This window comes from Undibacterium sp. 5I2 (assembly GCF_035019605.1).
Classification (GTDB): Bacteria; Pseudomonadota; Gammaproteobacteria; order Burkholderiales; family Burkholderiaceae_D; genus Undibacterium.
Map to the genome: position 1 here is coordinate 16,735 of NZ_JASJVS010000023.1, position 14,179 is coordinate 30,913.

Below are 14,179 nucleotides of genomic sequence, written 5' to 3' on the forward strand. Positions count from 1 at the left end.
CGTATCCGCATGATGCACCCCTCAGGCCTCCGTAGTTTTACGGAGGGAGTAAATAAGTAAGCACTTTCAATGCAACAGCCGCTATGATCGCTGCACCTGTCCTTTTGCAACTCGCACGTATCATCATTCCAGCATGCGCTTTCATTTTCTCCTTTCTTGGCGTCGTCATTACCGGTGGTGCTTGTTTGCGCTGGCCAATGTGCTGCTCATTGTATTGGCCGGACAATGGATGGAGGCACGCGAGATCGCCAGCAAGACAGTATCGATTGAGCAATCGGCTAAAGCGCAGGTTTTAGGCTTGCGCGGCATCGTTGAAAAATACGACTACCTTCCGTTTGCTGCTGCACAACATCCGGATGTCATTCAGCTTTTGCATGAGCCGACTGATCCGGCCTTAACCGCGCAGGTCAATCAATACTTTTCTGCCCTGAAAGCGGAAGCTGGTGTTGCTGCACTCTATGTGATCAGTGTGTCAGGGGTTACGTTGGCGGCGAGTAACTGGAATACGCGTGAGAGTTTTGTTGGGCAGTCGTATCAGCAGCGTCCGTATTTTGAAGATGCGCTGTCCGGTCGCACCGGTCTGTTTTACGGGCTGGGGTTGACCACGGGGGCATCCGGCTTGTTTATTGCCAAGCCAGTGCGCTCCGGCTCGAAGGTCATTGGAATTATGGTAGCGAAGCTGAGTCTCGATGCCTTGGAACGGGTTTGGACAAAAAGTGTCGAACCCTTGGTGTTGCAGGATAGCCGAGGGATCGTTTTTCTCAGTTCTGTGCCGGCCTGGCTATATCAAAGCAGAAGCCCACTGGGCCAGACGGATCTGCGCTGGTTACAACTGCATAGTCAATATGGCAGCGCCCGACACGATGCGGTCTTGCCATGGCAAATAGAGAAGAATGCTCACACACCAGAGTTTGTATTGCGCGCCAGAGTTAACGGCCAGCGCCGTTCCTACCTCGCCTCCGAAACCTATCTGCCGGAACTAGGCTGGACCTTGATCGTTACCAGTGATTTGGAGGATGTCAGGCAGGCCAAGCTGGCAGCCATCCTCATTGCCAGCTTGCTGAGCATTGTGGTATTGCTGGGCATATTGTATTGGCACCTGCATCAACGCCGCTTAATCGAGCAGCAGCAAGCCAGAAGAGAATTGGAACAGCGGGTACTCGAGCGTACGCACGACCTGCAAGAAGCCCATGCGTTTCGTAAATCGATGGAGGATTCGCTGTTAGTCGGGATGATTGCCCGTGATCATTCGGGAAAAATCATTTATGTCAATAATGCCTTTTGTGACATGGTCGGCAGCGACCGCGATGCTTTGTTAAATTGCCAGCCGCCTTATCCGTATTGGCATCCGGACGAGCTGGAAAAACATTGGCGCAATAATGAACAACTCTTGAATGGCCACTCTGCGCCCCATGGTTTCGAGTCGAGAATTCGGAATCGTGCCGGCGAAGACAGGTACATTATGGTGTACACCGCAGCCTTAATTGATTCCAATGGTGTTCGGCAAGGCTGGATGAGTTCCATCGTCGATATCACGGTACAAAAGCGCATTAAAGATGGCCATCATGAGCAGGAACGAAAACTGCAACGCAGTGCCCGTCTGGCGAGTCTTGGTGAGATGGCGTCGACGCTGGCGCATGAACTCAATCAGCCCTTAATGGCGATTTCTAACTTCGCCTTGGCTGCTCGAGCGATGGCGCACGACAGCGTGCCACCAATGCTGGGCTCGGCGCTGCAGGAAATTGTCGCGCAGTCGAAACGGGCCAGCGACATTGTCAAGCGTGTGCGGGCATTGATCAACCCGCAGCGTGGTGCGTATGAAATTGTGTCTATACACGCCGTCATCAGCGATGCATTAGCGATGCTACAACATGAGATTCAGCAAACCCAGACGCTTGTGACAACGGAGATCGAGATTGCGCTGCCAGCTACCCGCGGCGACAAAGTATTATTGCAACAAGTGCTGATTAACTTATGCCAGAATGCCATGCAGGCGATGGAAGCTTTGCCGTTGACCCAACATCGTTTGACTGTTTCGGCAAAGCAGGTCGGGCGCACGATACAGGTGCGTGTCGCTGACCTTGGGCCGGGGATTGCTGCGCATTTAGTCGAGCAAGTATTTACCTCGTTTTTCACCACGAAGCCCGATGGCTTAGGCTTGGGCTTGAATATTTGCCGAACCGTTATTGAAGCGCATGGCGGCCGTATTTTTGTGGAAAACAAGGACGAGGGCGGTGCCGTTTTTTTATTTACTTTACCGATCAGCCAATGAATGAGACACCCTTGATGCTGTATGTGGTGGACGACGATGAGGCGCTGCGTCGTTCGTTGCATATGTTACTTTTTTCTCAGGGCTTGCCGGTTCAGAGCTTTGATACCGGCGAGTCTTTCTTGGCCACGGTTGATCACCGCAAGCCTGGTTGTGTGGTGCTTGATCTGCGCATGGCGGGGATCAGTGGCTTATCGGTATTGGCAGAATTAAAGCTGCGCCATAGCCCACTCGTGGCCTTGTTTTTGTCGGGACATGGCGATATTCCAACCGCGCTGGAAGCCGTTCGTTTAGGTGCCTACGATTGGATAGTCAAACCCGATGTTGAGCAGTTGTTAGAAAAACTGCCGAGTGCGATCAGCGAAGCCCACGCGCGCGCGCATGCCTTGCAGCGCTGGAGCGAGCTGACTGTGCGCGAACGCGAAGTCGCACGTCTGGTTTGCCTTGGGTACAGCAATAAAGACATCGCCCGACAATTGCTGCCTCCGGCCGGGCCGCGCACGGTAGAGACTCATCGTTCCAACATCTTTGATAAATTAAATTTGGCGAATGCGAATGAGCTCAGCCGTTGGCTGAGTTTGTACAACTGGTTAGATTGAGATTATGCCGCCACTGCAAGTGGCGTAATTGCCTTGGTGATTGCCTTATCGGCGATGCGTGTCTATCTTTTTTACACCTGAAACACCGTATACCTCGTCATTCCTGCATGTCACAGCCGCGTCATTCCCGCATGCTTTTGGCGGGAACCCAGTGTCGTTTTTAACACTGAAAACGTCATCATTTCTGACATTTTCAGTGAGCCACGAACGTCGCTGGATTCCTGCCAAAAGCGCGCAGGAACGACGTTACGGGCGGCTGGGTGGATGCGTAATCGACCTGGCCTGCTCTCGCCTCATCATTCCTGCGCAGGCAGGAATCCAGTGGCACGTCAGTGCCTTCAGGGTAGGAGGGTCGATCAAGGGCACTTTTTTTCTGTGAAATTTGCAGTTTGCTTAATTAAAACGAGTGCGAGATACCGCTGAAGAATGCGCTTGGGTTTGCACCGGCAGCAGCGGTATTCGGGTTGTTAAAGTCCATGTTGAAATTGCTCAGCGCGCTGTTATGAACGTTGGCTAAAGCCACATACAATAAAGTCCGTTTTGACAAGCTGTAATTGGCACCGACCACGATTTGGCTGGCGCTGCCTACGTGTTGATTGACCTTGGCATGGTAGGCGGCACCAATGAGTGTCAGTGCTGGGCTCAGGCGGTAGTTAAGGCCTAACCAATACTGGCTGGTTTTGTCCGGCTTGCTTTGGCTGACTGCCACGGTATCGGGGGCCGACAGTGATTGATAACCGACATAGAGTGTCAAGTCATCCAATTTGGCGGTACCACCGAGCGTCAATTCATTTGAGTATTGATACAGGGAGCTGGCGCGGCCTTTTGCATCTTTGGCAAAGTCATACATGGCGGTGACGGTGTAGTTATTGAACGCATAATTCAATGCGATGCCACCGGTGCTGTTGGCGCTGGTCGAGCCGGCCACTTCGCCTAAGCCGTAAGTAACTTGTACGGAAGCACCGCCAAATTGTGGTGAGATGTAGTTGATGCCATTGTTGTAGGTAGGCCAGTTGCGTCCCTTGACCAAGGTCGCTGTACCTGACCACATCTGGCCGGTCGGATCGAGGCCCCAAACCTGATCGCTGGGCAGGGTTAAATCGCGGCCCAGTTTCAGCGAACCGAAGGCACCACTCAAGCCAACCAAGGTGCGGCGCGAGAAGATGGTGCTCGAGCCACCGTTGTTGGCACCATTTGCGCCGGAAAAGCCATTTTCGAGTAAGAACATGGCTTTTAAACCATTTCCTAAGTCTTCTTCGCCTTTAAAACCTAACAGACTGGTACCCCAGACATTGCCGCCTATGCTGCTGGTGGTACCGAGTACGCCAGGCGTGGCGGTGGCCTGATTGGTGGTCAGCATGACGCCGTCAACCAGGCGCCCGTAGATAGTGACATTGCTTTGTTGTGCGTAGGCTTGCGTCGCCAACAGGGAGCTCATTGCCAGGGCAGTGCCCAGAGCGCGCGCCAATGGGAAGTGGGTGGATGGTGTTTTCATATTGTCTCCTGAGTGTATGAGGGTGTTAAGCCTGATTAAATTGGTCATTCCGCACAGCGTCATGCCAAATTTTTATAAGAAATGTTTTTCGTTTGAGCCTGTGAATGTATTCGACTCGGCCAAAAAACAGCTTCTTTAATTAATAAACCAAATTGATTTATTAATTAAATGTACCATTTATTTTTTTAATTGCTAAAAATTTTCGCGAAAAAAAAGCGGTATATAGTCTAAATGTCACATAGGTGCAACATTGCTGCTCGGTATGTAGGCTCCGGTAGCGAGCCAAAAAGATCAGTTTCAAGCTGCTGATTAGGCTTTTTACTACGCGCTGTGTCTTGTCAGGCAGGGTGTTGTTCGCGGAAACGGGAAGGCGGGGGAGTTTACTTGTCAGGCGGAGAAAATCAGTGCGATGATTTATTTATAATTAATAAAACTACTTGATTTAATAAATTGACCGAGCTATATTGCTGATCAGCGTAATGCTGACACGAATAAAATCAGAACACCTGTATCGTTCATCGCTTAGTTGCTGCGCTAAGACATATATAAAACTCAAGGAGACCTACATGAATTTGCAACATAGCATCTCATTAGCTGTATTGACCTGCGTCGCAGGAATCGCCTGCGCTGCAGAGCAACCTGTGATCGGTTTAATTACCAAAACAGAAACCAATCCTTTTTTTGTCAAAATGAAAGAGGGCGCGCAACTCCGCGCCACGGCCTTGGGCGCGAAATTGCTGACTGCTGCGGGTAAAAGTGATGGCGATAATGCCGGGCAAGTAACGGCGATTGAAAATATGGTGTCTGCCGGTGCGAAAACTATTTTGATTACACCGAGTGATGCCAAGGCAATTATTCCTGCCATTAAAAAAGCCCGTGATAAAGGCGTGATGGTGATTGCTTTGGATAGTCCGACTGCGCCGCAAACGGCCACCGATGGTTTGTTTGCCACTGATAATTATCAGGCCGGCATCTTGATCGGGCAGTATGCGAAAGCCAGTTTTGCTGGCAAGCCGGTAAAAATTGCCATGCTCGATTTATTTCCTGGTCATCCGGTTGGCATTACTCGTCATAATGGCTTTCTGAGTGGCTTTGGTGCCAGCGGTATCAGCGCTGCCACCACGGATTTGCTTAAAACGGCCGATGTTGTTTGCATGGCCGACACCTATGGTGACCAAGGCAAGGGGCAAACTGCGATGGAAAACTGTCTGCAGAAAAACCCTGAAATTAATTTGGTCTACACCATCAATGAACCTGCCGCGGCAGGTGCTTACAAGGCCTTGAAAGCCGCCGGTAAAGAGAAAACGGTCATGATTGTGTCGGTGGATGGCGGTTGTGCCGGCGTGCGTGATGTTAAAGCCGGTGTGATCGCCGCAACTTCGCAGCAGTATCCGATGAGAATGGCGGATTTAGCGGTGGAAGCCGGTGTGACTTACGCTAAAACAGGTAAAAAAGTCGCTGGTTATACCGATACCGGCGTGACCCTCATCAGCGACAAAGTAGTTGCTGGCGTGGAGAGTAAAGATACCGCTTTTGGTCTCGGTGCTTGCTGGGGTAAATAAGCTGGAATAGTAAGTAAAAGTGGCGCTGCAGGTGCAGCGCCACTTTTTAAGCAGTCGCTCGTTCGTTAAGGATAACGTGGTATGAAATTGAATCTCAAAGAACATCTTCCGCCGCTTTCGGCGCTCGGTCCGATTATTGCCTTGCTGGTAGCAAGTATTTTCTTTACTTGGCAGTCCGAGCATTTTTTCAGTGGCCAAAATTTTTCCCTGATCTTGCAGCAGGTGATGGTCGTCGGCGTGATTGCGATTGGCCAAACCTTGATCATTTTGACTGCCGGGATAGATTTGTCCTGCGGCATGATGATGGCGCTGGGCTCGATTGTGATGACGAAATTCGCTACCGATCTGGGCATGAATCCCTATCTGGCGATTCTATGCGGTATGTTGGCTTGCGTATTGATAGGTTTCCTCAATGGTGCTTTGGTGACGATGGTCAAGCTGCCACCATTTATTGTCACGCTCGGTACGATGAATATTGCATTCGCAGTGACGCAGCTGTACTCCCACGCGCAAACGATTACTGACATCCCTGAGATGATGTCGTTCTTCGGCAATACCTTCAGCATCGGTCAAACCACGGTCACCTACGGTACGGTTTTGATGCTCGCTTTGTATGGCTTGACTTGGTTATATTTACGCGATACCGCACCGGGTCGGCATATTTATGCCATCGGCAATAATCCTGAAGCTGCGCGTTTGACTGGTATTGCTACCGGTAAAATTATGCTCGGCATCTATATGATGGCGGGCTTGTTTTATGGCGTCGCAGCTTTGCTTTCTGTGGCACGTATGGGGGTCGGTGATCCGCAAGGCGGGCAGACCGATAATCTCGACAGTATTACGGCCGTTGTTCTCGGTGGTACCAGTTTGTTTGGTGGTCGTGGTTCGATTTTGGGCACCTTGATCGGTGTGCTCATCGTCGGGGTATTCAGGAATGGTCTGACCTTGATGGGTGTGCCTTCGGTGTATCAGGTATTGGTGACCGGCGTCTTGGTGATTTTGGCGGTTGCTACCGATCAACTCACACATAAAAAAGGTTGAAAATGAGCAAGCATAATTCTTCCGTTATTTTTCAGGCGAGCGGACTGACCAAGCGTTACGGCAGCGTCACGGCGCTCGATGGGACTGATTTTGAATTGCGGGCCGGTGAAATTTTAGCTGTCATTGGTGATAATGGGGCGGGCAAATCGTCCTTGATCAAAGCCTTGTCGGGTGCGCTGATTCCTGATTCTGGTCAGATGTTACTCGATGGCCAGACCGTGGCATTCAAGTCGCCTATTGATGCGCGCCGTCACGGTATCGAAACGGTCTACCAGGATTTGGCCGTGGCACCGGCAATGACGATTGCCGAAAACTTGTTTCTCGGCCGTGAATTGCTGCGTCCTGGCTTGTTGGGCAAGTGCTTTCGCATTATCGACAAAAAACGCATGTTGGCCGAAGCGGTTGGCCATATGAAGGATTTGAAGATCGGTATACGCTCGATGAAGCAGGCGGTCGGCACTTTGTCCGGCGGCCAACGTCAAGGAGTGGCGGTTGCTCGCAGTACGGCATTTGCCAAGCATGTGGTGATTCTCGATGAGCCCACCGCCGCCCTCGGGGTGAAGGAGGGGAATATGGTGCTGGAAATGATACGGCGTGTGCGTGACCGTGGCTTGCCGGTGATTTTGATCAGCCACAATATGCCGCATGTGTTTGAGATCGCTGACCGCATCCATATTCAGCGTTTAGGCAAACGCGTGGCGCTTGTCAATCCTAAAAAAATCAGTATGTCGGATGCGGTCGCGGTGATGACTGGCGCGAAAAACCCTCAAGACCTGCCTGAGGATGCGCATGCTTAAAGGAATCAACCCACTGTTGTCTGCCGATTTGCTGAAGATTTTATGCGAAATGGGGCATGGTGATGAAGTCGCCGTGGTCGATGCCAATTTCACCGCGCGTTCGCTGGGGCGGGGCAAACCTATCATTGAGTTGCCGGGCAGTGATTTACTCAGTGCCTGCGACGCCGTGCTGTCGGTGTTTCCACTCGATGCGGCGGTCGCACAACCGGTGGCGTATATGCAGGTGTGCGAGTCGCCGGACGGCTATTTGTCCGAGACGCAAGCGAACATCGTGAAGCTGTTAAGTCGCAGTGCATTAGCTCAAGCGGCACAATGTCAGGCCACCGAACGGTTTGCTTTTTATGAACGCGTGAAACAAGTGTATGCCATCGTGCAGACCGGTGAAATGCAGCCGTATGCGAATTTTATCTTTAAAAAAGGCGTCCTCACTACGCTGTCGCCGGTGTGATGAATTGTTTCCTCTTGCTTGTCAGACCGAGCTTTGGCTCAGGCTGGCAAGTTTGGCGACATGGCATGGTGTAGAATGCCCACTCACTGCAATGATGCATTTCGGATAAAAAACCACGCTTATGCAAGACGTCATGACCGACCCGACAGATGCTCAATCCGATGAAATAAAATGGTTGCGCCCACGAGGTTCCAACCAGGTCGGAATGAGTCAATTCAATGAACGCATTGTTCTTCAGGCGATTCGCACCCGCGGCAGTATGCCTAAGGCTGATTTGGCGCGCTTGACTAATCTGAGTACGCAAACCGTCTCGCTGATCATTAACCGTCTGCTCGACGAAGGTTTTGTGCTCAAGCAGACACCGATCCGTGGCAAAGTCGGCCAGCCTTCGGTTCCCATCGTGCTTAATCCCGATGGCGCGTTTTCTATTGGTATCAAGATAGGTCGGCGTGGTTTGGATTTGTTATTGGTTGATTTTGTCGGTCAAGCGCGCGAGCGTTCTTCGTGGTCGTACCCGTTTCCCGATCCCGATACCTTGTTTAAAGATATAGAAGTGCAACTCAATACCATGTGCGCGCGGCTGGGGCCAACGCAATTGCCGCGTCTTTCAGGCATAGGTATTGCCGCTCCGTTGGCGCTGGGAGGCTGGCAAAAATTGCTGGACATCACGCCGCAGCAAAATAATAAGTGGGACCAGATCGATATCTTGTCGCGCATTGAAGCCATGACCGAGTTGCCGGTAGAGTTTGCCAAAGACACGGCGGCCGCCTGCGTGGCAGAGTTGGTTTCCGGGCGTGGACGCAGTATCAAAAGTTTCTTTTACTTATTTGTCGATACCTTTATCGGTGGTGCGCTCGTGCTCAACAGTCATTTGCATGGCGGTTTGCATGGCAATGCCGGCGCGGTCGGTTCCTTACCGTTGGCGATTTCGCATGCCGATACGCGCACGGCACCGGAGCAGTTGCTCAGTGCTGCGTCGCTGTTTAATTTGGAACAATTATATGCCGCCTCCGGCTTGGACCAGAGTGCCTCGTATGATGAACGAGCATTACAGGAACCGTGGCTGACGCACACCGGTGCTTGGCTCGATGACGCCGCGCGTGCCATCGCGTTTGCCATCATCAGTTCGGTGTGTTTTTTGGATTTGGAAAGTATCGTGATCGATGGTTCGCTGGACCGTCTGTTATTGGAAAAGCTGCTTTGTGAAGTAGAAAAGTCTTTGGATTTGTACCGTTGGGAAGGAGTGTTACGTCCGCTTATTCTGGCCGGTACCATCGGGCCGGACGCCCATGCCATCGGTGCGGCCTTACTTCCTTTGTATGCCAATTTCGGACCTGACCGCGATTTGTTTTTAAAAAATACCCCTAATACTTAATCGTGCCACCTGTGCTCTGATGTTTTGATGCTCGCTTGCCTGTGCGGGCAAGCAGATCGACAGACCGGTGGCGGTACCATATCTGGAGAAGAAAATGATAGTCACTTTTGGTGAAGCACTGGTTGATATGATAGAACAAGAAGATGGCCGCTTTGCCGCTATCCTCGGTGGTTCGGTGTGTAATTTTACTTTGGCTGTGGCCCGTCAAGGCATGGCCGTCACCTATCTCAACCCTTTTTCCATCGATACCTTCGGCGATCGTTTTACCCATCATTTGCGTGGTGCCGGTGTCAGCTTGGCGAGCCCGACCCGTAGTCTGCAGCCGACCTCGATCGCGGTGGTCACGCTCAATGAGCAGAAACTACCGACCTATGCATTTCACCGCGCTGCCGTGGCTGACCGCGATATCACGGCAGAGCAAGCCTGTGCGGCCTTGCCGTCGGCGATGACACTGTTACACACCGGTGGTTTGACCTTGGTGCCGGACGAAATTGAAAAAACGCTGCAGATTGTCCGCGCTGCCGGCAAAGCCGGTGCGATTATCTCTATCGATGCCAATATGCGTCCTATGGTGTGCCCTGATCTGACTGCCTATGCTGCCGGAGTACGGAAAATGTTAGCGCTGGCGGATATGGTCAAGGTCAGCGATGAAGATTTGCGCCATCTGGGCTTGCAGCATGCCGAACCGATCGATGCTGCACGCACGCTGTTTCTTGATTCCAACATCAAATTGATTGCTCTGACCTTGGGTGAGCATGGCGGCATTCTGCTCTCGCGCACTGAGCATGTGGCGCAGGGAATACCGGCCGGTGTTAGCGTGGTCGATACGGTCGGTGCCGGCGACAGCTTTTGGGCTGGCTTGGCTGCGAGTTTGCAGGGTGCTGGGCACTTGTCGGTAGCGGGTTTGTCTACGCTCAATCAGACTGCGCTGGAAAATGCCTTGCGCTTTGCCATTGCCACTGCGAGTTTGAACGTCATGCGCGCTGGCTGTAATCCGCCTGACAGCGCGGAAGTGGCGGCGTTTTTAGCGCGCTGAAGTGTGATCGCCGGGCTATTCTTGAGATCTCAGTCGCACATTCCTTGACATGTAAAGACTGGTCTATATATTGGTTTATTATCATAAAAAATCTGACTAGGGTTTGAAGCCCCGGCCTTCAGAGGCTGTAGCAAAAGCCTGATGGACGCTTTTTTACACCTGAAACACCGTATACCTCGTCATTCCCGCGTGCTTTTGGCGGGAGCCTAGTGTCGTTTTTGCACTGAAAAAAGTTGTGAGGCAGGAGAAAGATCATGCATATCGAAATTGGGTCTTACGAAGCGAAAACAAAATTACCCGAATTATTGCGTGCCGTGCAGTTGGGTCAGCGGTATACGATCACACTGCGCGGCGAGGCAGTCGCTGACTTGATTCCAGTAGAAGCAGCGCAAAAAAATGAAGTCGCAGCGGGGGTTGCTCAAATGCAAAAATTAATGGCATCGTATCCGCCATTGTTAGGAATCGACACGAAAGCACTGATTGAGCAAGGCCGCGACTGATGCGTTTCGTTCTCGATAATTCGGTGACGATGCGCTGGTTGTTCGGTGATGGTTCAACTGGCGATCAAGTTTATGCCAATCAGGTATTGGCGGTGATCGCTAAGGCCAATGTGGTGGTGCCAAGCGCTTATTTGCTGCGTGAAACGATCGTGTACACGCTCGCAAGCAGGAGGCTGATCTTCAGCTTACCCGATGAGCGAATACATTTCTGAAGCACATTCTTCATAATTTACTAGACGACCGGTCTAATATTGGATATAGTATCAACGCTGACGCCGTGTACAACAGCATCTGCGTCGCCAATTCTTCACTGTTTCTTCACACGGAGTGGGAGACACAGCCAGTGTATTGGAGTATTCTTTTACGCATGCAGGTTAGACGACTGGTCTACTACTTGTTATGAACAATTTTATTCAGGAGCAAGAAAATGAAAAAAGTATTGATGGTATTGACTTCGCATAGTGAACTTGGCAACACCGGTCGTAAAACTGGTTTTTGGCTGGAAGAGTTGGCCGCACCGTATTACGTTTTTAAAGATGCCGGCGTGGAAGTCGTGTTGGCGTCACCGCTCGGTGGACAACCGCCGCTCGATCCTAAGAGCGATGAGCCAGACTTTCAAACCGAACAAACCAAGCGCTTCACTGCCGATTCACAGGCCAATGCGCAATTGGCGGCGACGGTGCGCTTGGACTCGTTGTCGCAAGCCGATTTCGATGCAGTCTTTTACCCAGGTGGTCACGGTCCTTTGTGGGATTTGGTGGCCGACCAGCATTCGATCGCACTGATTGAGTCTGTCATCGCCGCCAACAAGCCGGTAGCACTGGTTTGCCATGCACCTGGGGTACTGCGCGACGTCAAAACAGCGGCCGGTCGTCCTTTGGTTGAAGGTAAAAAAGTGACGGGCTTTACCAATACCGAAGAAGCGGCCGTCGAGCTGACCGACATCGTGCCGTTTCTGGTCGAAGATATGCTTAAGGCCAAGGGTGGCATCTATTCCCAAGGCCCGGATTGGGCTTCCTATGTCCTCATCGATGGCTTGTTGATCACCGGACAAAACCCGGGTTCCTCAGCGGCCGCGGCAGCCTTATTGTTGCAGCAACTGAGCTGAGTAGAGATGTCAGCACTCCCGTGCTTCTTTGCTTGAGAAGCGCGGGGCTGCGGTTGCAGCGATCAGCTCATCGATTTATGCAACTGCCGATTGTTTGTATATAATTGCCTCACCGATCCAAGCGTTGAGGCTTTTTCCTTCAGCTTGAGCGGCGATGGCCGCACGCGCGTGAACTGCCGGTTCTATGCGTACCAGAAATTTTCCAGAGTAGGTTTTTTGTGGCTTTCTGCCTAGTTTTTTGCATGTGGTAAGGTAGTCTTCGACTGCTACAGCCATGGCGGCGCGCAGTTCGCTCACAGATTGGCCGTGAAAACCGATGACGTCATCAATGCCTGCGAGTCGGCCGGTGAAGAGCGCATCCTCGTCCGAGTAGTCAATCTTGGCTAAATAGCCTTTGTGCATCATGATGTTCATATGCTCACTCCTGCCTTTATCGGATTTGCGCGTAAAACCCCGTCGTTCAGAGGCTGTCGCAAAAGCCTAATGGACGCTTTTTTACATCTGAAACACCGTACACCTCGTCATTCCCGCGTGCTTTTGGCGGGAACCTAGTGTCGTTTTTTACACTGAAAATGCCACAATTTCTGGCATTTTCAGTTAACCACGAACGTCGCTGGATTCCTGCCAAAAGCACGCAGGAACGACGCGGCCACCAGTCGGGGTAATGATACCGACTGAAAACCCTTTTGCGACAGCCTCTTTAGGGCGGGGAGGATGTCAAAAGAAATTCTCTGGCATCGCGTACTTGATAGCGTTTCGCCTCTTTTTCCGGGTGCGGGCGATGAAAAGTAGCGACAACGTCATTTAATTCAAACCGAACCCGTGAACCATTTCCTTCGACGGTGATTGCGCCACAAGCTATGAACAAGGCTTCAATCTTGCGCCATTCAAGTGCAGCGCTGACCGGATCGGTGAAAATATCAGCGAGGGTACTCAAGTGTTTGCTATTCATGACTGCTGAATGATACTATATAATGATACTGCTGATTGATTGCAGAATCAAGCCGTGATGCTGCCGACCGTATTCCAGCCTATTCCTCCCGTGCCCACCACTACCACGCTGCCGTAGCAAAGCGCTGAACCAGAAAATCAAGCAGCGCTCTGACGGCCGGCGATAAATGTTTGCGTGATGGATAGAGCGCATAGATACCCATGTCTGGCAAGTTCCAATCGGGCAGCACAACTTGCAAACTGCCATCAAGCAGGTGCGGATTGGCCAGGTAGGTCGGCTGCAGCGCGATACCACCGCCGGCCAAAGCCGCGCGTAACAAGGCGGTGGCTTCGTTGGCGCTGAAATTGCTGGCCACCGCGACTTCCATTTGTTCTTCGCCACGCTGCAGTTTCCACACGCTTTGACCGAAGTTGGCATAGCACAGGCAGCGGTGCGCCGGCAGATCGGCCGGCATCGCCGGGTGACCATGCTGTGCCAGATAGGCCGGTGCCGCAACTAACACCGAGGTGCATGGTGCCAGCAGCCGACCGATCAAGTTGGGGTCGGGCGTGGCGCTGATGCGGATGGCCAGATCGATACGCGCTTCGACCAGACTAAGCGCGCCTTCGCTGGCATTCAGATCAATTTTGAGTTGCGGATAGAGTTGCAGAAATTCTACGATTGCCGCCGCTATCTGGGCATAGGCCAAAGAAACACTGCAAGTGATGCGTAATTGTCCGCGCAAGGCGGCATCGCGACTACAGGTTTCCTCTTCGACGTGCTGCATCAAGGCTAACATTTGCTGGCTGCGGCGCAGACAGTTTTCACCGGCATCCGTGAGCGTGACGCTGCGCGTGGTGCGTTGTAACAAACGCGCATCGAGCCAGCGCTCGAGTTCGCCGACATAGCGTGTCACCATGGCACGCGACATGTCGAGTTTATCGGCGGTTGCGCTGAAGCTTCCACTTTGCGCAACTTCAGTAAATACTTGCATGGCTGTCAGTCTATCCATGATTTG

General features: G+C 51.9%; 15 protein-coding genes. 11 read left to right on the forward strand and 4 right to left on the reverse strand.

Features of this window, described 5'->3' with window-relative positions; genetic code table 11:
• Nucleotides 1-133 precede the first annotated feature (133 nt).
• Both QN359_RS09925 and QN359_RS09930 read left to right on the forward strand, forming a co-directional pair.
• On the forward strand, nucleotides 134-2,272 hold the full coding sequence (locus tag QN359_RS09925) for an ATP-binding protein (protein ID WP_322249184.1): 2,139 nt from the start codon (nucleotides 134-136) through the stop codon (nucleotides 2,270-2,272).
• Entirely contained in the window at nucleotides 2,269-2,868 is a 600-nt protein-coding gene (locus QN359_RS09930; protein ID WP_322249183.1) for a response regulator transcription factor, read from the forward strand. Before QN359_RS09925 ends, QN359_RS09930 begins: the two co-directional genes overlap by 4 nt.
• Nucleotides 2,869-3,265: 397 nt before the next feature.
• Here the strand turns inward: QN359_RS09930 and QN359_RS09935 are convergent, their stop codons facing one another.
• Nucleotides 3,266-4,363: a porin gene (locus QN359_RS09935; RefSeq protein WP_322249182.1), complete on the reverse strand. Its 1,098-nt coding sequence runs from the start codon at nucleotides 4,361-4,363 to the stop codon at nucleotides 3,266-3,268.
• A 566-nt stretch (nucleotides 4,364-4,929) separates the two neighbouring features.
• Here QN359_RS09935 and QN359_RS09940 point away from each other — a divergent pair.
• The 9 genes from QN359_RS09940 to QN359_RS09980 all read left to right on the forward strand — a co-directional run bounded on the left by QN359_RS09940 (nucleotide 4,930) and on the right by QN359_RS09980 (nucleotide 12,230).
• On the forward strand, nucleotides 4,930-5,925 hold the full coding sequence (locus tag QN359_RS09940) for a sugar ABC transporter substrate-binding protein (RefSeq protein ID WP_322249181.1): 996 nt from the start codon (nucleotides 4,930-4,932) through the stop codon (nucleotides 5,923-5,925).
• 81 nt (nucleotides 5,926-6,006) lie between these two features.
• Nucleotides 6,007-6,966 (forward strand): ABC transporter permease, encoded by a 960-nt coding sequence (locus tag QN359_RS09945; RefSeq protein ID WP_322249180.1) that lies wholly within the window; start codon nucleotides 6,007-6,009, stop codon nucleotides 6,964-6,966.
• 2 nt (nucleotides 6,967-6,968) lie between these two features.
• On the forward strand, nucleotides 6,969-7,763 hold the full coding sequence (locus QN359_RS09950) for an ATP-binding cassette domain-containing protein (protein WP_322249179.1): 795 nt from the start codon (nucleotides 6,969-6,971) through the stop codon (nucleotides 7,761-7,763).
• Nucleotides 7,756-8,211, forward strand: a complete 456-nt coding sequence (locus tag QN359_RS09955; RefSeq protein ID WP_322249178.1) for an RbsD/FucU family protein — start codon at nucleotides 7,756-7,758, stop codon at nucleotides 8,209-8,211. The genes QN359_RS09950 and QN359_RS09955 overlap by 8 nt, the downstream gene beginning before the upstream one ends.
• Nucleotides 8,212-8,416: 205 nt before the next feature.
• A complete protein-coding gene (locus QN359_RS09960) occupies nucleotides 8,417-9,586 on the forward strand; it encodes an ROK family transcriptional regulator (protein ID WP_322249177.1) in 1,170 nt (389 codons plus the stop codon).
• 94 nt (nucleotides 9,587-9,680) lie between these two features.
• Entirely contained in the window at nucleotides 9,681-10,622 is a 942-nt protein-coding gene (locus QN359_RS09965; RefSeq protein ID WP_322249176.1) for a PfkB family carbohydrate kinase, read from the forward strand.
• Between the two features lie 254 nt (nucleotides 10,623-10,876).
• Nucleotides 10,877-11,122, forward strand: coding sequence for a type II toxin-antitoxin system prevent-host-death family antitoxin (locus tag QN359_RS09970; RefSeq protein WP_322249175.1), 246 nt, complete (start codon nucleotides 10,877-10,879; stop codon nucleotides 11,120-11,122).
• A complete protein-coding gene (locus QN359_RS09975; protein WP_322249174.1) occupies nucleotides 11,122-11,334 on the forward strand; it encodes a hypothetical protein in 213 nt (70 codons plus the stop codon). Before QN359_RS09970 ends, QN359_RS09975 begins: the two co-directional genes overlap by 1 nt.
• Nucleotides 11,335-11,549: 215 nt before the next feature.
• The gene (locus QN359_RS09980; RefSeq protein WP_322249173.1) at nucleotides 11,550-12,230 is read left to right on the forward strand and encodes a type 1 glutamine amidotransferase domain-containing protein; all 681 of its coding nucleotides are present in this window, start codon (nucleotides 11,550-11,552) and stop codon (nucleotides 12,228-12,230) included.
• Nucleotides 12,231-12,305: 75 nt separating this feature from the next.
• Here the strand turns inward: QN359_RS09980 and QN359_RS09985 are convergent, their stop codons facing one another.
• The 3 genes from QN359_RS09985 to QN359_RS09995 form a co-directional block, all read right to left on the reverse strand.
• Complete coding sequence (locus tag QN359_RS09985; protein ID WP_322249172.1) at nucleotides 12,306-12,644, reverse strand: type II toxin-antitoxin system HicB family antitoxin; 339 nt, start codon at nucleotides 12,642-12,644, stop codon at nucleotides 12,306-12,308.
• Between the two features lie 286 nt (nucleotides 12,645-12,930).
• Entirely contained in the window at nucleotides 12,931-13,182 is a 252-nt protein-coding gene (locus QN359_RS09990) for a type II toxin-antitoxin system HicA family toxin (protein WP_322249171.1), read from the reverse strand.
• A gap of 100 nt (nucleotides 13,183-13,282) precedes the next feature.
• The gene (locus tag QN359_RS09995; RefSeq protein ID WP_322249170.1) at nucleotides 13,283-14,173 is read right to left on the reverse strand and encodes a LysR family transcriptional regulator; all 891 of its coding nucleotides are present in this window, start codon (nucleotides 14,171-14,173) and stop codon (nucleotides 13,283-13,285) included.
• Nucleotides 14,174-14,179: the final 6 nt, after the last annotated feature.

Excerpts from the sequence above, each read along its gene's own strand:
- QN359_RS09925 (WP_322249184.1), top strand. The coding sequence starts at position 134 with ATGCGCTTTCATTTTCTCCTTTCTTGGCGTCGTCATTACCGGTGGTGC.
- QN359_RS09930 (WP_322249183.1), top strand. The coding sequence starts at position 2,269 with ATGAATGAGACACCCTTGATGCTGTATGTGGTGGACGACGATGAGGCG.
- QN359_RS09935 (WP_322249182.1), bottom strand. The coding sequence starts at position 4,363 with ATGAAAACACCATCCACCCACTTCCCATTGGCGCGCGCTCTGGGCACT.
- QN359_RS09940 (WP_322249181.1), top strand. The coding sequence starts at position 4,930 with ATGAATTTGCAACATAGCATCTCATTAGCTGTATTGACCTGCGTCGCA.
- QN359_RS09945 (WP_322249180.1), top strand. The coding sequence starts at position 6,007 with ATGAAATTGAATCTCAAAGAACATCTTCCGCCGCTTTCGGCGCTCGGT.
- QN359_RS09950 (WP_322249179.1), top strand. The coding sequence starts at position 6,969 with ATGAGCAAGCATAATTCTTCCGTTATTTTTCAGGCGAGCGGACTGACC.
- QN359_RS09955 (WP_322249178.1), top strand. The coding sequence starts at position 7,756 with ATGCTTAAAGGAATCAACCCACTGTTGTCTGCCGATTTGCTGAAGATT.
- QN359_RS09960 (WP_322249177.1), top strand. The coding sequence starts at position 8,417 with ATGAGTCAATTCAATGAACGCATTGTTCTTCAGGCGATTCGCACCCGC.
- QN359_RS09965 (WP_322249176.1), top strand. The coding sequence starts at position 9,681 with ATGATAGTCACTTTTGGTGAAGCACTGGTTGATATGATAGAACAAGAA.
- QN359_RS09970 (WP_322249175.1), top strand. The coding sequence starts at position 10,877 with ATGCATATCGAAATTGGGTCTTACGAAGCGAAAACAAAATTACCCGAA.
- QN359_RS09975 (WP_322249174.1), top strand. The coding sequence starts at position 11,122 with ATGCGTTTCGTTCTCGATAATTCGGTGACGATGCGCTGGTTGTTCGGT.
- QN359_RS09980 (WP_322249173.1), top strand. The coding sequence starts at position 11,550 with ATGAAAAAAGTATTGATGGTATTGACTTCGCATAGTGAACTTGGCAAC.
- QN359_RS09985 (WP_322249172.1), bottom strand. The coding sequence starts at position 12,644 with ATGAACATCATGATGCACAAAGGCTATTTAGCCAAGATTGACTACTCG.
- QN359_RS09990 (WP_322249171.1), bottom strand. The coding sequence starts at position 13,182 with ATGAATAGCAAACACTTGAGTACCCTCGCTGATATTTTCACCGATCCG.
- QN359_RS09995 (WP_322249170.1), bottom strand. The coding sequence starts at position 14,173 with ATGGATAGACTGACAGCCATGCAAGTATTTACTGAAGTTGCGCAAAGT.